The organism is Phenylobacterium sp. (assembly GCF_004799515.1).
Taxonomy (GTDB): Bacteria; Pseudomonadota; Alphaproteobacteria; order Caulobacterales; family Caulobacteraceae; genus Phenylobacterium.
This window is the reverse complement of record NZ_SSMX01000051.1, coordinates 1-20,614: the sequence shown is the minus strand read 5'-3', so window position 1 is coordinate 20,614 and position 20,614 is coordinate 1. Positions and strand designations below refer to the sequence as shown.

The 20,614-nt window shown below is 69.3% G+C and carries 16 protein-coding genes; 5 read left to right on the top strand and 11 right to left on the bottom strand.

Annotated features, from left to right (window positions below; all coding sequences use genetic code 11):
* Positions 1–97: 97 nt before the first annotated feature.
* The 4 genes from E8A49_RS19970 to galE all read right to left on the bottom strand — a co-directional run bounded on the left by E8A49_RS19970 (position 98) and on the right by galE (position 4,559).
* Entirely contained in the window at positions 98–481 is a 384-nt protein-coding gene (locus E8A49_RS19970) for a helix-turn-helix transcriptional regulator (RefSeq protein ID WP_293385797.1), read from the bottom strand.
* 63 nt (positions 482–544) lie between these two features.
* Entirely contained in the window at positions 545–697 is a 153-nt protein-coding gene (locus E8A49_RS19965; protein ID WP_293385795.1) for a hypothetical protein, read from the bottom strand.
* Positions 698–891: 194 nt separating this feature from the next.
* Positions 892–3,333 carry a UDP-galactopyranose mutase gene (glf, locus tag E8A49_RS19960; RefSeq protein ID WP_293385793.1) on the bottom strand — a complete coding sequence of 814 codons (2,442 nt, stop codon included), beginning with the start codon at positions 3,331–3,333 and terminating at the stop codon, positions 892–894.
* A 173-nt stretch (positions 3,334–3,506) separates the two neighbouring features.
* Positions 3,507–4,559 carry a UDP-glucose 4-epimerase GalE gene (gene galE / locus E8A49_RS19955; protein ID WP_293385791.1) on the bottom strand — a complete coding sequence of 351 codons (1,053 nt, stop codon included), beginning with the start codon at positions 4,557–4,559 and terminating at the stop codon, positions 3,507–3,509.
* Between the two features lie 112 nt (positions 4,560–4,671).
* On the opposite strand from galE, the gene E8A49_RS19950 reads away from it, so the two are divergent.
* Positions 4,672–6,912: a sugar nucleotide-binding protein gene (locus tag E8A49_RS19950; RefSeq protein WP_293385789.1), complete on the top strand. Its 2,241-nt coding sequence runs from the start codon at positions 4,672–4,674 to the stop codon at positions 6,910–6,912.
* A gap of 9 nt (positions 6,913–6,921) precedes the next feature.
* Here E8A49_RS19950 and E8A49_RS19945 read toward each other — a convergent pair whose 3' ends face one another.
* The 5 genes from E8A49_RS19945 to E8A49_RS19925 all read right to left on the bottom strand — a co-directional run bounded on the left by E8A49_RS19945 (position 6,922) and on the right by E8A49_RS19925 (position 11,867).
* The gene (locus tag E8A49_RS19945; protein ID WP_293385787.1) at positions 6,922–7,545 is read right to left on the bottom strand and encodes a 2-dehydro-3-deoxy-6-phosphogalactonate aldolase; all 624 of its coding nucleotides are present in this window, start codon (positions 7,543–7,545) and stop codon (positions 6,922–6,924) included.
* The gene (locus E8A49_RS19940) at positions 7,542–8,441 is read right to left on the bottom strand and encodes a 2-dehydro-3-deoxygalactonokinase (RefSeq protein WP_293385785.1); all 900 of its coding nucleotides are present in this window, start codon (positions 8,439–8,441) and stop codon (positions 7,542–7,544) included. Before E8A49_RS19940 ends, E8A49_RS19945 begins: the two co-directional genes overlap by 4 nt.
* A 1-nt stretch (position 8,442) precedes the next feature.
* Positions 8,443–9,207 (bottom strand): SDR family oxidoreductase, encoded by a 765-nt coding sequence (locus E8A49_RS19935; RefSeq protein WP_293385783.1) that lies wholly within the window; start codon positions 9,205–9,207, stop codon positions 8,443–8,445.
* Positions 9,207–10,931 (bottom strand): IlvD/Edd family dehydratase, encoded by a 1,725-nt coding sequence (locus tag E8A49_RS19930; RefSeq protein WP_293385781.1) that lies wholly within the window; start codon positions 10,929–10,931, stop codon positions 9,207–9,209. Before E8A49_RS19930 ends, E8A49_RS19935 begins: the two co-directional genes overlap by 1 nt.
* Before the next feature lie 81 nt (positions 10,932–11,012).
* Positions 11,013–11,867 carry an SMP-30/gluconolactonase/LRE family protein gene (locus E8A49_RS19925; protein WP_293385779.1) on the bottom strand — a complete coding sequence of 285 codons (855 nt, stop codon included), beginning with the start codon at positions 11,865–11,867 and terminating at the stop codon, positions 11,013–11,015.
* Positions 11,868–12,025: 158 nt separating this feature from the next.
* Between E8A49_RS19925 and E8A49_RS19920 the strand changes: the two genes are divergently transcribed.
* The 4 genes from E8A49_RS19920 (at position 12,026) to E8A49_RS19905 (ending at position 15,068) form a co-directional block, all read left to right on the top strand.
* Entirely contained in the window at positions 12,026–12,259 is a 234-nt protein-coding gene (locus E8A49_RS19920) for a hypothetical protein (RefSeq protein WP_293385777.1), read from the top strand.
* A gap of 132 nt (positions 12,260–12,391) precedes the next feature.
* Entirely contained in the window at positions 12,392–13,687 is a 1,296-nt protein-coding gene (locus tag E8A49_RS19915) for a family 1 glycosylhydrolase (protein WP_293385775.1), read from the top strand.
* 6 nt (positions 13,688–13,693) lie between these two features.
* Positions 13,694–14,773, top strand: a complete 1,080-nt coding sequence (locus E8A49_RS19910; RefSeq protein ID WP_293385773.1) for an aldose 1-epimerase — start codon at positions 13,694–13,696, stop codon at positions 14,771–14,773.
* 22 nt (positions 14,774–14,795) lie between these two features.
* Positions 14,796–15,068, top strand: coding sequence for a hypothetical protein (locus E8A49_RS19905; protein ID WP_293385771.1), 273 nt, complete (start codon positions 14,796–14,798; stop codon positions 15,066–15,068).
* A gap of 10 nt (positions 15,069–15,078) precedes the next feature.
* Here the strand turns inward: E8A49_RS19905 and E8A49_RS19900 are convergent, their stop codons facing one another.
* Positions 15,079–17,151: a response regulator gene (locus E8A49_RS19900; protein WP_293385769.1), complete on the bottom strand. Its 2,073-nt coding sequence runs from the start codon at positions 17,149–17,151 to the stop codon at positions 15,079–15,081.
* Between the two features lies 1 nt (position 17,152).
* Positions 17,153–20,614: response regulator (locus E8A49_RS19895; protein WP_293385767.1), on the bottom strand; the 3,462-nt coding region annotated here is incomplete at its 5' end.

Here is a 20,614-nt window from a genome sequence, read left to right as displayed (position 1 = left end):
GGCCATGGACCGACGCTTACAACCTCACCCGACCCCACGCCGGCATCGCCGGCCTCACGCCCTGGGCCAGGGTGAACAACCTTCTTGGAAACGACACCTAGGCCGCCTTCAGGCTGCGGACGAAGTCGACCAAAGCCGCGCGGGGACCGCCGCGCGGCAGCAGGGAATAGGCCCGCAGCAGCTCCAGGGCGCCGGGCTCGGCAAGCAGGGCCGCGACCTCGTCGATCGCCCCGCTGGTGGCGGGATTGGCCTCGCCGAACATCTCCGCGACCGGCGCCTCCAGCGTCGTGGCGATGCGCGAGAGCATCGAGGCGCTCACACGGTTGGCGCCGCGCTCATACTTCTGGATCTGCTGGAAGGTGACTCCAGCGGCCTCGGCCAGCGACTGCTGGGACAGGCCGCGGACCTTGCGCAACAGCCGGATGCGGGCGCCAACGGCGATGTCGACGGGATCGGCGAGCGCGTCAGGGTTACGGGCCATGGATACTCCAAAACGATACGGCGTAGGCTACAAGGTACGGACGGCGTGCAAGAAAGGGGCGAACTAGCCGCCCCGCCGCGCCGGCCCTTCCGCGGGCGGGCCCCATTCCGCCTGGGTCAGGGCGTGGTCGGTGATCAGGTAGCAGGACTCCGCCAGGGCGATTCCCACCGCCCGCCGAAGCTGCCCCGTGGCCGGGACGTCCCGTTCAAGCGCCATTAGCTCCTCCTCGTAAGAGGCTAGAATCTCTACCAGATTCTGCGCCAGCGTCCGGACTCGCTCAGCGTTGGTCTGGCTCATCGTTCCCCCCGATTTCCCCGAGGCGAACCTTCAGCATTGGCGCGGCGAAAGCAAGGCGCCGCATACGGAATGGCCCCGCCGAAGCGGGGCCATATGTCGCAGGTGATCGGCGTTCAGTTGGCCGCGATGGCCCGGCCGGCGGTCTGGGCGGCCAAGGTGTCGCGCCCTTCCCGCTCGGCGATCCGCCGGAACGTGGCCAGCGCCTGTCCCACAACCTGATCCATGTTGTAGTAGCGGTAGGTGGCCAGGCGGCCCACGAAATGGACGTTCGCGGTCTCCTGCGCCAGGGCCTCGTAGCGCTTGAACAGCGCCTGATTTTCCGGACGCGGCACCGGATAGTAGGGATCGCCGTCGGCGCGAGGATATTCGTAGGTGATGGTGGTGTTGGGCGCGCTCTGGCCGGTGAGGTGCTTGTACTCGCTGATCCGCGTGTAGGGCGTGGCCTCGTCCGGGTAATTCACCGTGCCCACCGGCTGGTACCACTCGCGGTCCATGGTCACGTGCCGGAAGGCCAGGCTGCGGTAGGGCAGCTTGCCGTAGCGGTGGTCGAAGAACTCATCGATCGGACCGGTGAAGATCAGCTGGTCGAAGGCGGTGTCGGCGCGCACGTCCTCGTAATCGACGCCCAGCTCCAGGGTGACGCCCGGCTGGTCGAGCATGTTCTGGAACATCTTCGTGTAGCCGTCGGCCGGCATGGCCTGGAAGCTGTCGGTGAAGTAGCGGTCGTCGTCGTTGGTGCGGGTGGGCACGCGGGCGGTGACCGACTTGTCGAGCTCCGACGGGTCCATGCCCCACTGCTTGCGGGTGTAGCCGCGGAAGAAGGTTTCGTAGAGTTCCCGGCCGACTTTGGAGATCACCACGTCCTCGGAGGTGCGGATCTTCTCCACCGGCTCGGCGCGGGCGGCGAGCCACGCCTCGGCCTCGGCCTCGGTGGTCAGGTTCGCGCCATAGAGCAGGTTGAGCGTCGTGCGGTTGATCGGCATGGGCGCGAGCAGCCCCCTCACCGAGGCCAGGACGCGGTGCTCATAAGGCCGCCATCGGGTGAACTGCGACAGGTAGCCGGAGACCTCGGCCGAGTTGGTGTGGAAGATGTGCGGGCCGTAGCGGTGCATCAGCACCCCGCCGGCGTCCTTCTCGTCGTAGGCGTTGCCGCCGATGTGCGGGCGCTTGTCGATCAGGAGCACGCGCTTGCCGAGCTGGCTGGTCAGGCGCTCGGCCAGGATCGAGCCCGCGAAGCCCGCGCCCACGATCAGGTAGTCGAAGGGCTTGCTGCGCGAGGCCGGCCGCACGGCCGGCCCGGCCGGCCGCACGGCCGGCCCGGCCGGCATGATCGCCAGGTCCGAGGCGACGGGAGTCGAGGCGGCGGCGCGGTCGTGTGCGCCGACGGCGCGGGCGATCTCCTGGTTCATGCGCGCGAAGGTCTCGTCCCAGGACAGCGCCGAGAGCGCCGCGTCGACCTCCTTCAGCCACGGCCCCGGCAGGCGCGACATCGCCAGCGCCTGGTCGCAGGCCTCGACGAAGGCCTGCGGCGTCGCGGCGATCTTCACCGCCTCCAACTCGCCGTAGTGGCGCACCACGTCGACGATCGGCGTCGAGACCACCGGCCTTCCGCCCGCCAGGTATTCCGGCGTCTTGGTCGGGCTGATGAAGCGGGTGCTCTCGTTGATGGCGAAGGGCATAAGAGCCACGTCCCAGCCGCCCAGATAGGCGGGGAGCTGCTCGTAGGTCTTACCGCCCAGGTAATGCAGGTTGGGCCGCACCGGCAGGCTGGCGGGGTCGATCTTCACCACCGGGCCTACGATCACCAGGCTCCAGTCGGGCCGCGCGTCGGCCAGGTGGGCCAGGAGGGCCAGGTCCATACGCTCGTCCACCACGCCGTAGAAGCCCAGCCGGGGCCAGGCCAACGCGGCCTGATCCTCCGGTTCGTGGCGGCTGGTCCGCGCCTTGGCGAAGTGCGGGACGTCGACGCTGGAAGGGAACGGATGGATGTTCGGGTGGCGGTCGCGCTTGGCCTCCCAGAGGCTGTAGCCACCGGTGAAGACCACGTCGGCCAGGCCCATCAGCTCGCGCTCGAGGATGGTCAGCTCGGGCGGGGCGAACTTGAAGTTCGCCAACTCGTCCATGCAGTCATAGACCGTGCAGACCGCCCGCAGGTGCCGCGAGAACGGCAGCATCATCGGCGTGTAGTACCAGCGGATCAGGTCGCCGCCGTAACCGGCCAGCAGGGTGTCCAGCAAAAGGCCCAGCATGGCGTCGCGCTCGGCGCCGCTGGCGGCGTCCGGCAGCACCGGGGTGACGATGATCACGCCGCTGCCTGGATCGGTGCGGCTGTCGAGCCGCGGCGCGGTCTCCAGCGGGCCGGCCACCGGCTCCTCCCAGAAGACCACCCGGCGGCCCTTGGCGAAACGGGTCATCAGGTGCTGCGGCCGCTGGAACACGAAGTCCCAGCGCAGATGCGAGAAGCAGATCAGCGTCTGGCGATCACGCGGGCTCGGCCCGAAATGGGTAGGCGTTGGCGCCGTCGTTTCGCCGCGCGGAACCCATTGCGTGTTCAAGAGCGCATTCCTTCTGCTTGAGTTGGATAGGCGCACGACGCCCGTGACCTCCAACTCCGAAGGTTCGGAATGGTTCCGTATTGCGGATCCGAAAGTTTAGGCCCGACAAGTAATTACGGGAGGGACCGAGTTTAGCCGAGCAGCTATTCAGTCTATGTCGACAACCCGACTGCTTAGACAGGAACCTCTGACCTGATCGAATGCCTTACCTGACGTAATCCCGCACCGTAGCGGGGGTTGCGTTCCCAACGCAGGGCGTCGGCCACAATCTCCTCCAGCGACGAATGGTTGGCGCGCCAACCCAGGAGCTCGCGGGCGCGGCGCGGGTCGGCCACCAGGCTGGCCGGGTCGCCCTCGCGGCGGGGCCCCACGCTATGCGGGACGGGCGCGCCCACCGCGCGGCCCACGGCGGCCACCACCTGGGAGACCGACTGTCCCTCGCCCGTGCCGACGTTCACGGCCTCGAAGGCGCCGGGCGGCAGGTCGACCCGAAGGGCCGCGACGTGGGCGGCGGCAAGGTCGGTCACGTGAATGTAGTCGCGCAGGCAAGTGCCGTCCGGCGTCTGGAAGTCCTGGCCGAAGACGGTGAGCGCCGGCCCGTCGCCCAGGGCCGCGGCGATGGCCAGCGGCAGGAGATGGGTTTCCGGCTCGTGCGCCTCGCCGATCAGGCCGGAGGGATCGGCCCCGGCGGCGTTGAAGTAGCGGAGCGCCACAGCCGTCAGCCCATAGGCGCGGCACTGGGCGGCGATCATCCATTCGGCGGCGAGCTTGGTGTCGCCATAGGGGCTCGACGGCGCCTTCTCGGCGCTTTCGGTAATGGACTCCTGGGTGCTCCGCCCGCCCTGGCCGTAGACCGCGGCGCTGGAGGAGAACACCAGCCGCCCAACGCCGCGCTCGCGCATGACGGTGAGCAGGTTGGTGGTGCCGGCCACGTTGATGTCCCAGAACAGGTCCGGCTTCTTCGTCGAGCGGCCGACCTCGATCAGGCCCGCGAAATGGATCACCGCGCTGACGTCATAGGCGGCGATGGCCTCGCCCAGTGCGGCGCGGTCGCGCAGGTCGCCGTGGATGAAGGGGCCCCAGCGCACCGCTTCGCGGAAGCCGGAGGACAGGTTGTCGTAGACCACCGGCAGGAAGCCCTGCTCGTCCAGGGCCTTGGCGGTGTGAGCGCCGATATAGCCGGCGCCGCCCGTCACCAGCACGGCCGGCTTCGATCCCCGATCCATGGTGTCCATCGTCTCCTGCCCGCCGCTATGGTCCCGTTAAAGTCTAGCTTCGCCGGAACGAATCCGGATCGCGCCAGCTTATCTCGTCGCAGTGACGGGAAAGCCAGGGTCCATGCAGCCGCTACAGCTTTGGGGCGGTCACGAATGCACCGTGAACCGGGTCGGCGAGCATTATTTCGACCAGACCCGCCGCAGCGGCCACCAGGACCGCATCTCCGACCTCGACCGCTTCGCCGCACTGGGCCTCGCCGCGCTGCGCTATCCGCTGCTCTGGGAGCGCGCCGACCCTGAGGGGTGCGGCGACTGCGATTGGACCTGGACCGACGCGCGGTTCGGGCGGATCCGCGAGCTGGGCCTCAAGCCCATAGCGGGCCTGCTGCACCACGGCTCCGGGCCGCGCTCGACCCACCTGCTGGACGAGGGCTTCGCCCCGGCCTTCGCCGCCTATGCCGGTGCTGCCGCGGAGCGCTACGACTGGATCGGCGACTGGACCCCGGTCAACGAGCCGCTGACGACGGCGCGGTTCTCGGCCCTCTACGGCCATTGGCATCCGCACGCGGCGGACGAGCGGGCGTTCTGGACGGCGCTGGTCAACCAGATCGACGGCGTCCGCCTGGCGATGCGGGCGATCCGGGCGGTGCGGTCGGACGCCCGGCTGATCCAGACCGAGGACCTGGGCCGCACCTATTCCACCCGCGCGGTGGCGCACCAGGCGGACTTCGACAACGCGCGGCGCTGGATGACCTGGGACCTGCTGGAGGGCCGCGTGAAACCTGGTCATCCGCTATGGCGGCGCCTGGACGGCTTCGGCCTTGGCGAGCGGCTGAAGGCCATCGCCGACGATCCCTGCCCGCCCGACCTGCTGGGCGTGAACCACTACCTGACCAGCGACCGTTTCCTGGACCACCGGACCGGCGACTATCCGCCCGATCGGATCGGCGGCAACGCCTTCATGGCCTTCGCCGACGTGGAGGCCATGCGCACGGTGCTGCCGGCGCCCGGCGGCCTGGAAGGCGCGCTGGACGAGGCCTGGGCGCGTTATGGCCGCCCGCTGGCAGTGACCGAGAGCCACAACGGCTGCACCCGCGAGGAGCAGGTGCGCTGGATCCGCGAGGCCTGGGAGACCGCCGAGCGCTTGCGCGGACGCGGCGCGGAGGTGCAGGCGGTCACCGCCTGGGCCCTCTTGGGGACCCACGACTGGAACAGCCTGCTGACGCGGCAGCACGGGCACTATGAGGTGGGCGCTTTCGACGTACGCTGCGAGCCGCCGCGGCCTACTGCGCTGGCTACGGAGCTGAAGCGGCTGGCGACAGGCGGCGCGGCGCACGACGGGACGCTCGGCCCGGGCTGGTGGCGGCGCGATATCCGCCTGCAGTTCCGCCCGGTGTTCCGCACCGTGGAGACGCCCGAGCCGCGCGCGGCCTGGCGCACGCCGCCCTCGCCCGAGCGGCCGCTCCTGATCTGCGGCGCCAGCGGGACGCTGGGCAAGGCGCTGGCGCGGGCCTGTGAGTGGCGCGGGATCGACTATCGGCTCACGGCCCGCCGCGAGCTGGACCTGGAGAGCGAGGCGTCCGTTCGCCAAGCTCTCGATACGATCCAGCCCTGGGGCGTCATCAACGCCGCCGGCTGGGTGCGGGTGGACGCGGCGGAGGCTGAGGCCCCGGCCTGCCTGGCCGCCAACACCGACGGCGCTGTGCGGCTGGCGCGGGCCTGCGCTGAGCGCGGCCTGCCGGTGGTGGGCTTCTCCAGCGACCAGGTGTTCGACGGCTGCGCGGGCCGCGCCTATGGGGAGGCCGACAAGCCTTGCCCGCTCAGTGTCTACGGCGCCAGCAAGGCGCGGGCGGAGGCGGAGATCCTGGCGCTGGGCGGCCACGCGCTAATAGTGCGTACGGCGGCGTTCTTCTCGCCTTACGACCCGCACAATTTCGCCGCCCGGGTCCTCCGGACACTGGCGGCAGGCCAGGCCTTCCCGGCGGCGGACGACCTGGTGGTCTCGCCGACCTATGTGCCGGACCTAGTGGACGCGGTGCTGGACCTCTTGCTCGACGGCGAGACCGGGCTGCGGCACCTGGCCAACACCGGCGCGGTGTCCTGGGCCGACTTCGCGCGGATGGTCGCGGCGGAAATGGGCCTCGACCCCGGCCTGGTGCGAGGCGTTCCGGCCGCCAGCTTCGGCTGGGCGGCGGCGCGGCCGGCCTATGCGCCGCTGGCCACCGAGCGCGGCCAGCTGATGCCCAGCCTGGACAGCGCCATCGCCCGCTATGCGGCGGCCATGCGCGAGGCGCAGTTCGCGGCGGAAGCGGAAGCCCTGATCGACCGGACCCCGGACGAAGTCCTCGCGCGGGTCAGGTGAGCGCCCAGGTCATTTGAGATCACGGGCCGCGGCGACCACGCGGGCAGCCTTCTCGGCGGTCTCGGCCACCGTCTGGCCGGCCCTGTAGATCTCGCCGCCCAGGCCGAAGGCCCGCGCGCCAGCGGCCCACCAGTCCGCCATGTTGTCCGGCCCCACGCCGCCGACGCCCCAGATCACCGCGTGAGGCGGCAGGACGGCCTTGAGCTGCTTCAGGTGGCCAGGGCCATAGGTCACCGCGGGGAACAGCTTCAGATGCCGCGCGCCCGCGTCCAGGGCCGCGAAGGCCTCGGTCGCGGTGGCGAAGCCCGGCGCGGGATCGAGGCCAAGCGCGATGGCGCGGCCGATCACCTCGGGGTTGGTGTTGGGCGCTACGATGATCCGCCCGCCGGCCTCGGCCACCGCCTCGACGCGCTCGGCGCTGAGCACCGTGCCGCCGCCGGCGACCAGACGTCCGCCCCAGGCCTCGGTCAGCCGGCGGATGCTCTCGATGGGCTCGGGCGAGTTGAGCGGAACCTCGATGCCGCGCACGCCGGCGGCGTAGAGGACCTCGGCATGGTCCAGCACCTCGTCCGGACGCACGCCACGCAGGATCGCCACCACCGGGCATTCGGCGAGCGCTTCGTCGAGGGTCATGGCTTGGCTCCCAGCGCGAACAGGCCGGCGATGGCGGCGGCCTCGCCGTCGAAGGTCTCCGCCGCGATCCCGGCGCGCGTCAGCGCGCGGCGGTAGCGTTCGCAGAGCGCCGCGTCGCCCAGCAGGTCGACCCGCTCCGGCCGCGCGCCGAGGAGCTGCGGCGTGGCCGCGACCTCGGCCCCGATCAACAGGCCGGACAGGTAGCTCGCCGAGCCCTTCGGATCGGCGTCGCCGCCGACCACCCGGGCGCGGGTGGTGAAGAGCCTTGCGGCCAGGGCGTCGCCGGAGCCAGCGGCGACTAGCCCGGCGTCGAAAGCGGCCTCGTCGTCCGATGCGGCGTCGGTCCTGAGCACGCTGTGCTGGCTCATCACCGCGAACAGCTCGCCGGTCATGGCGGTGACGAAGCGGACGATACGGCCGTCCTGGATCAGCACCCATTTGGCGTGGGTGCCGGGGTGGCAAAGGACATGGCGGCCTGCGCGGCGGTCCGGATGCTGCGCCAGCCAGCCAAGGATCTGGGTCTCCTCGCCGCGCATGACATCTGGGGCGCCGGCGATGCCCTCGCAGCGCAGGCCGGGCACGATGCGGGCGTTGTCGCCGACCGAGGTGAGCTTACCGGCCAGGTCCTCAATGCCGGCAGGGCAGTCGGCGTATGGAACGACTTGCCAGCCAAGGTTCGAGCCCACCATGCCGCAGAGGATGGCCGGCAGGCCTTGGGCGTTGAGCGCCGGCCGCACCTCCGCCTCGAAGCGCTGCGCCGCCTCGCCGGGCGCCAGCCTGGAAACGCCCAGCGGGAAGTCCTGCTGCGCCACCGGAGCACCCTGCCCGTCCAGGGTCCAGGCGCGCAGGTTGGTCGTGCCCCAATCGCAGGCCAGCAGGACGGCGGCGTCGGCCATGTCAGGTGCGCCCGGCGTCCACGATCATGTTCTGGCCGGTCATCATGCGGCTGTCGTCGGCGGCCAGGAACAGGGCGGCGCGGGCGATGTCGTCGGGCATGATCCGGTCCTTCAGCGCCGTCAGCTTCTCCCAGTCGGCCTCGGCTTCCGGGGTCAGCCACAGCTCGAGCTGGCGCGGGGTGATCACCCAGCCGGGGGACAGCGCATTGACCCGGATGTGGTCGACGCCCCAGGCCCGCGCCAGGCTCTTGGACAGGGAATCGATCGCGCCCTTGGCGGCCGAATAGGTCGGCAGTTCGCCGGGCGTCAGGATGGAATTGATCGAGGACAGGTTGACGATGGCCCCGCCGCCCGCCGCCTTCATGATCGGATAGACCGTGGTCGAGGCGATGAAGGTCGGGTCGAGGTTCACCGCCAGGCCCTTGCGCCAGGCCTCCGGCGTCACCTCGGCGGCCACCTGACGGGTGTCGTTGGCGACGTTGTTGATCAGGACGGTGATCGGCCCGAGGGCCGCGGCGGCGTCCTTGATCGCAGCCTGCAGGGCGTCCGCGTCGGTGACGTCACAGCGCCGGAACCAGGCGGTCGCCGCCCCCAGCTTGGCGGCCAGCGCCTGGCCGGCGGCCTCGTCCAGATCGACGAAGGCCACCTTGCAGCCCTGGGCGTGGAAGGTGTCGACGAAGGTGGCGCCGATCCCCGAGGCGCCGCCGGTGATGAACACCGTGCGCCCGTTCAGGCTCGGATAGGTGGCGTAGGCCGCTTGCGGCATCAGTGGGACTCCCGGGTGACCTCGGAACTGGATTTCCCGACCAGGAAGCCGAGGTCGGCGCCGGTGTCGGCCTGCAGCACGGTGTCGATGTAAAGCTTGTACCAGCCGCGGTCGTACTTCGACGGCTGGCGGGCGGCCTCCCAGTCGTGGCGGCGCTGCACCAGCTCCACCTCGCTGACCAGGAGATCGAGGGTGCGGTTGGGCCCGTCGAAGGCGATCTCGTCGCCGGTGCGGACGAGCGCCAGCGGCCCGCCGGCCTCCGCCTCGGGCGCGACGTGCAGGATCACCGTGCCGTAGGCCGTGCCGCTCATCCGCGCGTCGGAGATGCGGACCATGTCGGTCACGCCCTTTTCCAGCAGCTTCGGCGGCAGGCCCATGTTGCCGACCTCCGGCATGCCCGGATAGCCCTTCGGCCCGCAGCCCTTCAGCACCAGGATCGAGGTCTCGTCGACCTCCAGGTCCGGGTCGTCGATGCGGGCGTGGTAGTCCTCGATGGTCTCGAAGACCACCGCCTTGCCGCGGTGGGCCAGCAGGCTGGGCGAAGCGGCGCTGGGCTTCAGGATCGCGCCGTCGGGGCAGAGGTTGCCCTTCAGCACCCAGACGCCGGACGAGGGCCCGATCGGCGCCTCCAGCGAGCCGATCACATCGCGGTTCCAGACCTTGGCGGCGTCGGCGATCTCGCCCTGGGTCTTGCCGCTGACAGTGATGGCGCCGCGCCGGTAGAGAGGGCCCAACTCCTTGGCCACGGCGGGCGCGCCGCCGGCGTAGCAGAAGTCCTCCATCAGGTACTTGCCCGACGGCATCAGGTTGACGAGCAGCGGCGCCTCGCGGGCGATCTCGTCGAAGTCTTCCAGGGTCAGCGGCACGCCCAGGCGACCGGCGAGCGCCAAGAGATGGATCACCGCGTTGGTCGAGCCGCCGATGGCCGCGTGCATCAGGATGGCGTTCTCGAAGGCCTCGCGGGTCAGGATGTCGGACGGCTTCACGTCGTCCTTCACCAACTGGACGATGCGGTTGCCGGTGAGGTGGGCCAGCACCCGGCGGCGGCTGTCGACGGCCGGCAGGGCGGCGTTGTTGGGGAGTGCGATGCCGAGCGCCTCAGTCAGGCTGGCCATGGTCGAAGCCGTGCCCATGGTGTTGCAGACCCCGGCCGAGCGGCTCATGGCGGTCTCGGCGGAGAGGAACTCGTCCAGGCTCATCTCGCCGGCGCGCACGGCTTCCGAGAAGCGCCAGACGTCGGTGCCCGAGCCGATGTCGCGGCCCTCGAACTTGCCGTTCAGCATCGAACCCGAGGAGACGAAGATCGCCGGCAGGTCGACGCTGGCGGCGCCCATCAGGAGGCCCGGCGTGGTCTTGTCGCAGCCGCCCATCAGCACCACCCCGTCGATGGGATTGGCGCGGATCGATTCCTCGACCTCCATGGCCAGCAGGTTGCGGAACAGCATGGCCGTGGGCCGCATCTGGGTTTCCGGCAGCGACATGGCCGGGAACTCGATGGGCACGCCGCCCGCCTCCCAGACGCCGCGCTTCACGAAATCCGCGAGCTCGCGCAGGTGGACCTGGCAGGTGACCAGCTCGGACCAGGTGTTGGCGATGCCGATGATCGGGCGGCCGTCGAAGACGTGGTCCGGCAGGCCGGTCGCCTTGATCCAGCTGCGGTGGATGAAGCCGTCCTTGTCGTGCTTGCCGAAGCTCTTCTGGCTGCGCAGGGGTCGGTTGGCCATGCGGCGGTCGCCCTCTTCCGTTTTTCAGATGACGCCCTCGTAGAACCCGCCAGACAGAGGCAGGTTCAGGGCCGATCCACCTCAGCCTGCAAACAGCGGCAGCGCCAGCCCTTTCACGCCGGTGTCGACGGCGAACAGGCCGCCGGCCAGGGGCTGCTGAGTGCGCACGCCGAGCGTCAGCTCGTCCCAGGCGCTGGTGACGAAGAGGGTCTTGAGATCGGCCCCGCCGAAGGCGCAGCTCGACGGCTGCTGCACCGGCATGGGCACGATCAGGTCGATCTCGCCCTTCAGATTGTAGCGCACCACCCGCCAGCCGCCCCACTGGGCGTTCCACAGGTAGCCCTTGGCGTCCACCGCGGAGCCGTCGGGCGAGGCCGGCGCGCCCATGGTGTGGGCGAACAGCACCGCCTTGGAGAGGTCCGCCATCTCGTGAGCGAACAGGGTCTGCAGGCGCGAGTCGGCCATGTAGAGGGTCTTGCCGTCATGGCTGACCGAGATGGTGTTGGGGATATGGATGCCGGTCAGCATCCGCTCGGTCTCGAAGTCGGGGCGGGTGCGGAACACCGAGCCTACCTGGGCGCCGCCGTTGTCGTCCATGATCGACCACCAGAAGTTGCCCTCCAGGTCGATCTTGCCGTCGTTCGTGCGGAAGCCCGGCGGCATCTCGTAGGGCCGCACCAGCTCGATGGTCTCCTTGTCCGGATAGCAGATCGCCAGGCCCTTTTCGGTGGCCATGACCAGGCCGCCTTGCGTCCTGGGCGCCGCGGCGCTTGCGCGCATCGGCAGGTTGAAGGCGCCGCGGTTGTCGGTCTTCGGCTCGTACCAGGCCAGCCGTTTGCCCTTGATATCGAACCAGTAGAGCCGGCCCTCTTCGGGGGACCAGCAGGGCCCTTCCCCGAGACGATCGTCGGATTTCACCACGCACCGCACGTCCATCCGACGTCCTCCGTCCAAGTCCCAGAATCGTGGAACGATGCGACGGTGCGACAAGTCGTCGGCCTGCGACAACCTGACGATCACGTTGCGGTTCCGTTCAGAGTCCAGGTCCTACTATCCTATTCGACGTGAATCGGGAGGGGTCCCAGGAGATGTCGTTGTCCAGCTATTCGGACGTTTTCGCGATCGATCACGATCGCGGCTACGACGAGGAGATCGTCCCGGGCGACATGGTTCGCACCGGCCCGAACCTTTATCCGCATTTCGAGGTGCTCGCCGTGCACGGCGACAAAGCCTGGGTGCGCAACGTCGCCAATGGCGCGGACCACCTGGCGCTGCTGTCGCGCTGCCGCAAGATCGAGGCCGTGGCGCTGTCGCAAGCCGCCGAATAGGCCTGCCGGCGCTCGCGCGCCATTTTTCCGTGAACCCGAACCTCCGCCCGGTGTTGTACTAGCCGGGGGCATGGCGCGCGCCCGTCCCTTTTGTGTGCGCGCTCCCGGGGAGGACCCGCCATCTCCGCCTTCATGTTCGCCACTGGGATCGAGAACTCGATCCCGAAGATCCGCAACGGGACCCTGCGGGTCGATCAGATGGAATCCTGCGGCCACTACCTGCACTGGCGCCAGGATTTCGACCTGGTGCAGGAGATGGGCATCCATTTCCTGCGCTATGGGCCGCCGCTCTATACGACCCTGGTCGCCGCCGACAAATTCGACTGGGAGTTCGCCGACCTCACCTTCGCGGAGCTGCGGCGGCGCGACATCGTGCCGATCGTCGACCTGTGCCACTTCGGCGTGCCGGACTTCATCGGCGATTTCCAGAACCCGGACTTCTGCGAGATCTTCGCCCGCTACGCCGCCGCCTTCGCCCGGCGCTTCCCGTGGGTGCAGGTCTATACGCCGGTCAATGAGATGTTCATCTGCGCCCAGTTCTCCGCCAAGTACGGCTGGTGGAACGAGCAGGGCACGACGGACCGCACCTTCGTCACCGCCCTGAAGCACATCGTGCGCGCCAATGTGCGGGCCATGCAGGAGATCCTGAAGGTCCGGCCGGACGCCATCTTCATCCAGAGCGAGTCCTCGGAATACTTCCACGCCGAGAACCCCGCGGCGATCGCCCCGGCGGAGATCGAGAACTCCAAGCGCTTCCTGTCGCTGGACCTCAACTACGGCCACCGCGTGGACTCGACGATGTACGAGTATTTGTTCGACAACGGCATGACCTATGACGAGTACCACTTCTTCCTGGGCAACTCGCTGGCTCACCACTGCATCCTGGGCAACGACTACTACTGGACCAACGAGCACAGGGTGTCGGCCGATGGCGCGACGCGGGCCTCGGGCGAGATCTTCGGCTACTGCGAGATCACCCGGCAGTACTACCAGCGCTATCGGCTGCCGGTGATGCACACTGAGACCAATATCGCCGAAGGCCCGAACGGCGATGAGGCGGTGAACTGGCTCTGGAAGGAATGGGCCAACGTGCTGCGGGTGCGCAACGACGGCGTGCCGACCGTGGGCTTCACCTGGTATTCGCTGACCGACCAGATGGACTGGGACACCGCCCTGCGCGAGCCCAACATGCGTGTCCACCCCGTGGGGCTCTACGACCTGAACCGCCAGATCCGCCCGGTGGGAAAGTCCTACAAGCAGCTGATCAGCGACTGGCAGGCGGTATTGCCGACCCAGAGCGTCTGCCTGGTGGTGCCGGTGGTGCCGCCGTCCGAGCATGACGAGCGCACATCCGAGCGCCAGAGGTCCGACGCGCGCCAGCTGCGCAGCGTCGAGCTGGCCTCCGGCGCTACCACCGCGCGCGACTAGGGTCCGGTGGCCGGCGACCTGCAGATCGGCGGCCTGCCCCTGGTGCGGCTCCATGCGATGGATGCGCCGGCGGACGGTCCGGCCTTCCTCGAGGCCATGGTGCTGCCCGGGCGCGGCATGATGCTGCTGCAGGCCAGGCTGCGCCTGCCGTCCGGCGAAGCGGTGGACGCCCTCGCCTCGCCCGATCCGGACGCCGCAGCCCGGAAGCTGGACGGCGGCCCCGAGGACTTCGCGGGCGACAACTCCTTCAGCTTCGGCGGCGCGATCCTGGCGCCCTATGCCAACCGCATCCGCGGACGGGCGCTCGCCGGCAGCCGGGAGATCGAGACTACCGTCGCCGGCCGCACGGTGCGCCTGCCGCGCAACTGGGGCGGCCAAGCCCCGGGCGCCGAGCAGTACGCCATGCACGGCCTGATCCTCGATGCCCAGGTCGCCTGGACACAAGGCGCGCCGAACCGGGTGAGCGGGCGACTGGACGCCGGCGACTTCGGCGGCCGCTGGCCGGGGCGCGCGGTGCTGACCTTCGACTGGCGGCTGGAGGGCGGCGGCCTGTCACTCGGCGTCACGGCCGAGAACGTCGGCGACGAGGCCCTGCCCATGGGTCTGGGCTGGCACCCCTATTTCGCCTTGCCGAGCGGCGATCGGCGTCAGGCGCGGCTGTGGACCGCCGGGCACGCGCGCGCCCTGGTGAACAACTATGACGAGGTGCTGCCGACCGGAGCGGTGGAGGCCGTGGCCGGCGGCGCGTACGACTTCTCCGCCCCGGGCGGCCGGGCGCTGGGCGACCTCTACCTCGACGACTGCTTCAACGACCTTGCACGGGGCGACGGCGGGACCGTGGCCGAGGTGCGCGATCCGGCCTCGGGCCTGGGCTTGCGCGTCGCCTCGCCGAGCTCGCAGGTGCGCGCCCTGCAGGTCTACGCCCCGCCGGACAGGGGCGTCGTGGTGATCGAGCCGCAGTTCAACCTGGCCGATCCCTTCGGGCCGGAATGGGGCGGGCGCGACACTGGCATGGCGCTGATCCCCCCGGACGGCAGGGTCAGTTACGATGTGCGCGTCACGGCCTTCGCCTTGGGGAACCGCTGAAGCCGCGGCCCGTTCGGCGGGCATGCAAAATCGCCCAACACCTCGCGCGGGCGACGCCAAGGTCGTGCATTTCGACGAGGCCCTGCTGTCGGCGTGCGGATCCGACCTCAAGGCCGAGCTGATCACTGAGGCCGCCATGCTGGCCGAGGCTTTCGCCCCGGAAGGCGGGGCGGGCGAGCTGGAAGCCATGGCCGACGCCCTGGCCCGCGGGACTCGCGACGCGACGATGGACCGTGCCCGGGCGCTGAAGCTGGCCTGCGCCCTGCGCTGCCTCGCGCGGGCGCAATCGGGCTGACCGAGCTCGGCTATTCGGCGGCGGCGGCCTCGCGGGAGCGGGAACCTCGCCCACGCCGCCGGCGCGTGGCCGGGCCGTCGAGCAGCTTGCGCAGCTTGGCCGCCAGCAGCCGGCCTTCGTAGGGCTTGTCCAGCAGGGGGAACTCGGCGGTTTCCAGCACCGCGCCCTCGCCCACGAAGCCGGAGGTCAGCAGCACCCGCAGGCCGGGCCTCAGGTCGCGGGCCGTGCGCGCCAGGCTGACGCCGCTCACACCGCCTGGCATGACCACGTCGCTGAACAGCACGTCGATCTCGGCCCCGGACTGCAGCACCGCGAGCGCCTCGGCCGCGTTGGTGGCGGTGGTCACCGCGTAGCCCAGGCCGGTCAGCATATCGAGGGTAAGCGTCAGCACCGTCGCATCGTCCTCGACCAGCAGAATGCGTTCGTGGCCGCCTTCCACCAGCGCCGGCTCGGCCTCGGGTTCGGCCCGCTCAACCGGCTCGGCGGAGGCCGGCAGACGCAGGCCGAAGGTGGTGCCCTGCCCCGGCGACGAGACCAGCCTGACTTCGCCCTCCGACTGGCGCACGAAGCCATAGACCTGGCTCAACCCGAGGCCGGACCCCTTGCCCACCTCCTTGGTGGTGAAGAAGGGCTCGAACACCCGTTCGCAGACCTCGGGCGACATGCCGACGCCGCTGTCGCGCACCTCGATCAGCACATGGTCGCGGTCGCGCGAGGTCGCCACGGTCAGCAAACCGCCGTCCGGCATGGCGTCGCGGGCGTTGACCGCCAGGTTGAGCAAGGCGGTCTCCAGCTGGGTCGGGTCCACATGGGCGCAGATCGCCTCGTCGGACAGCTGCAGGTCGACGGTCACCGCCTCCCCCACCGCCTGGCGGACAAGCGGCGTGAACGCCTCGATCAGGGCGTTGACGTCGATGGTCACCGGGCTGAGGTGCTGGCGGCGCGAGAAGGCCAAGAGCTGCTTGGTGAGGTCGCGTCCGCGTTCGGCGGCCTGGCGCACGGCGTCGATGCGCCGGGCCCGGCGGTCGTCGTCCTCTGACTTGCGGGCCATGATGTCGATATTGCCGAGCACGACTGTAAGCAGGTTGTTGAAGTCGTGGGCGACGCCGCCGGTGAGCTGGCCCACAGCCTCCATCTTGCGCGCCTGGGCGAGTTGTTCCTCGAGGCTGCGCCGGTCGGTGGCGTCGAGGATGACCCCGAAGATCTCCCGCGTCTCGCCGTCGGCGCTGGGGGCGGCGACGCCCTGGTCCTGCAGGACCTTGTACCGGCCGTCGGCGCACAGCCAGCGGAACTCCACTGAATAGCGGCCGGTATGGGCGGCGGCGGAGACCCGCTCGACGACCATATCGAGGTCGTCGGGGTGGATGCGGCTGGAGCCAAACCCGGGCTCGTCCACAAAGCGGCTGGCGGGGAAGCCGGTGATGCCCTCCACGGCGTCGGCGACGAAGAGTGGCGCGAACGGCGGAGTGATGCTGCGCGAGTGGACCACGATAGGCAGCGACTTCAGGATCGCCTCCTGCCGCGCCTCAGTCTGGCGCAGGGCCTTTTCCGTCTGGGCCTTTTCCGCCTTCACCCGGGCGTGCTCGTCGAGCAGCCACTGCTGGTAGGCCGACTGGCGCTTCACCTCCTCGGTCTTCAGGTAGAGGTCGGTCAGCACCGTCACCTTGGACTTCAGAATGAAGGGGTCCACCGGCTTGAAGACCACGTCGACGGCGCCCGAGGCGTAGGCCTGGAAGACATGGGCCTCATCGCGGAAGATGGCGGTCAGGAAGACGATCGGCGTGGACGCGGTGCGCTTGCGCGAGCGGATCAGGGCCGCTGTCTCATAGCCGTCCATGCCCGGCATGTGCAGGTCGAGCAGGATCAGCGCGAACGCCTCGGTGAGCAGCCGCCGCAGGGCCTCCTCGCCGGAGCGGGCCACCACCAGCTCATGGCCCAACTCGGCCAGGGCCTGGACCGCGGCGAAGGCGTTCCGCTCGTCGTCGTCGACGATCAGGATGCGGGCCTTGAGCGGCGTGTCCAGATCGGGCGCCTCAGCCCGCCCGGATCGTCGCTCGCCCGTCGCGTGGGGCGTTCGGGCCACGTCAGCTCGCTTGCGGCATCAGGACGACCGTGTCCGAGGCCATGCGCATGGCGTCGGCCCGCTGGATCGAGACCCGCAACACCGAGACCAAGTGGTCGATGTCCACGGGCTTCGACACATAGTCCGAGGCGCCGGCCTGGATGCACTTCTGCCGATCGCCCTTCATCGCCTTGGCGGTGACGGCGACGATGGGCAGGTCGGTGAGGCCGGGGCGCGAGCGGATTTCGCGGATCGTCTCGTAGCCGTCCATGTCCGGCATCATGATGTCCACCAGCACCACGTCGACCTCTGGCTGGGCGTCCAGCACATCGAGCCCTGCGCGGCCGCTTTCGGCGTAGCTGAGCTCGATGCCGTACTCCTCCAGCGCCGAGGCCAGGGAGAAGATGTTGCGAATATCGTCGTCAATGACGACGATCTTGCGGCCTGTGAGCACGGCGTCTTCGTGCTTGTTCTGGTTGAGCTTGGCCTTGGCGCTGGGGGACATGCGATCCAGCGGCTCGTGCAGTATCAGGCTCGCCTGCTCGACCAGCTGGTCGGGCGTGCGGGCCAGGCGGACGAGGCCGCCGAACACCGCCAGGCGCAGGCGCTTGTCGTCCTCAGGCTCCAGGTCCTCGGGGACGTAGACCACCGCGGGGATCGAGCGGCCGTCGGCCTCCTTCAGCTGGTTGACGAGCTGGGCGACCGGCAGGGCCGAAGCCTCGATCATCAGGCCTTCCGGACGCTCGCCCGCCGGCCGAGCCAGGACCTCCTCGAGGCTGGCCGCCACCTGCACCTCGGTGAAGGCGGTGCGCAGGGTCTCGGCGGCGGGGCCCTCGGCGCCCACCAGCACGATGCGCCGGTCAGCCTTGTCGACGAAGCTCTTCACGCCCTGCAGGGTGGAGACCACCACCTCCCGCTCCACCGGCTTATGGGTGAAGCCGAAGGCGCCCATGGACAGGCCGAGGCCCTTCTGGTCGTCGGCGGAGATCACGTGCACCGGGATGTGCCGCGTCTCCGGCGTGCGCTTCAGGAGGTCGAGCAGGGCCAGGCCGTCCATGTCCGGCAGGCCGATGTCCAGCATGATGGCGTCCGGCCCGAAGCGGCGGGCCAGCGACGGCGCGGCTGCGCCCTCTCCAGTCACCACGCCCTTGAAGCCGGAGTCGTGCACCAGGCTCAGCAGGATCGAGGCGAAGCGCGGATCGTCCTCGACGATCAGCACCACGCTGTCCTCCGAACCGATCAGGTCACGGTCGTCGGCCACGGCTTCTGCCGGCTCCTCGGAGAAGGAGGACGGCATGAGCATCGGCCGTGGCGCCAGCGAGGTCGAAGGCGAACGGCTGGAGGCCGGCGCCTGCGCCGGGCTGAAGTTCAGCGGCAGGTAGAGGGTGAAGGTCGAGCCCTTGCCGATCGTCGAGGTCACGCGAAGTTCGCCGCCCAGCAGGCGGGTGATCTCGCGGCTGATCGACAGGCCCAGGCCCGTGCCGCCGTACTTGCGGCTGGTGGTGCCGTCGGCCTGCTGGAAGGACTCGAAGATGATCCGCTGCTTCTCCTCGGGGATGCCGATGCCGCTGTCCTCGACCTCGAAGGCCAGCACCTGGCCGGCGGTGTTGAGGTGGTCGTTGGCGGCGTTCCAGCCCCCGTGGGCGCGGGCGACCTTCAGCTTCACATGGCCGGCCTCGGTGAACTTGAAGGCGTTGGAGAGCAGGTTCTTGATGATCTGCTGCAGGCGCTTGTCATCGGTGTACATCGAGCGCGGCAGGGCCGGGTCGAGCTCGACCTGGAAGTCGAGCTTCTTGTCGGCGGCCACCTGGCTGAAGGTGCGGTCAACCTGATCGCGCAGGCTCGCGAAGGACATCTCGCTGATGTCCAGGGTGACGGTGCCGCTCTCGATCTTCGCCAGGTCCAGCACGTCGTTGATCAGGCCCAGGAGGTCGGTGCCCGCGGCGTGGATGTTGGCGGCGAATTCGACCTGCTTGTCCGACAGGTTGCCCTGGGTGTTGTCGGCCAGGAGCTTCGACAGGATCAACAGGCTGTTGAGCGGCGTGCGCAGCTCGTGGCTCATGTTGGCCAGGAACTCGGACTTGAACTTCGAGGTCAGCGCCAGCTGCTCGGCCTTGTCCTCCAGCGCGATCTTGGCCTGTTCGACCTCGCGGTTCTTGGCTTCCACCTGCTGGTTCTGGACCGACAGGAGATGGGCCTTTTCCTGCAGCTCGGCGTTGGTCTGTTGCAGCTCCTCCTGCTTGGTGCGGAGCAGCTCTTCCGACTGTCGCAGGGACGCGGCCTGCTGTTCCAGGCGATCGTTGGTCTTCTTCAACTCCTCCTGCTGCGCCTGCAGTTCGGAGGTCAGCAACTGCGACTGCTTGAGCAGGCCCTCGGTGCGCATGTTGGCGGCGATGGTCGAGAGCACGATGCCGATGGATTCCATCAGCTGGTCGAGGAACTGCTGCTGGGTCTCGTTGAACTCGCCGAAGGTGGCGAGCTCGATCACCGCTTTCACCTCGCCCTCGAACAGGGCCGGCAGGACGATGATGTTGGCCGGCGGCGCCTCGCCCAGGCCCGAGGAGACCTGGACGTAGTCCTTCGGGACGTTGGTCAGCAGGATGCGCGACTTTTCGTACGCGCACTGGCCGATCAGGCCCTCACGCAACTGGAACTGGTTGGCCAGGTGCTTCCTGTTGTTGAAGGCGTAGGAGGCCGCCAGGTTGAGGACCATCTGGCCTTCGTCGTCGCGGTCGGAGACGTAGAAGACCGCGTGCTGGGCGTTGATCAGCGGCGCCAGCTCCGACAGCACCAGGTTCGACACGGTCGACAGGTCGCGTTCGCCCTGCAGCATCCGGGTGAACCGGGCCAGGTTGGTCTTCAGCCAGTCCTGCTCAGTGTTCTTCAGCGTCTGATCGCGCAAGTTGCGGATCATCTCGTTGATGTTGTTCTTCAGCTCCTCCACCTCGCCGGAGGCCTCGACGGTGATGGAGCGCGTCAGGTCACCCTTGGTCACCGCGGTGGACACCTCGGCGATGGCGCGCACCTGGGTGGTCAGGTTGGCGGCGAGTTCGTTGACGTTGTCGGTCAGGTCGCGCCACAGGCCAGCGGCGCCCGGCACCCGGGCCTGGCCGCCGAGTTTGCCTTCCGAGCCCACCTCGCGGGCCACGTTGGTGACCTGGTCGGCGAAGGTGGCCAGCGTCTCGATCATGCCGTTGATGGTGTCGGCGAGCGCGGCGATCTCGCCCTTGGCGTCCAGGGTGAGCTTACGCTTTAGGTCGCCCATGGCCACCGCGGTCACCACGTCGGCGATGTTCCGCACCTGACCCGTCAGGTTGTTGGCCATCATGTTGACGTTGTCGGTGAGGTCCTTCCAGGTGCCGGCGACGCCAGGCACCTGCGCCTGGCCGCCCAGCTTGCCCTCGGTGCCCACTTCACGCGCCACACGGGTCACTTCCGAGGCGAAGGCGTTCAGCTGGTCCACCATGATGTTGATGGTGTTCTT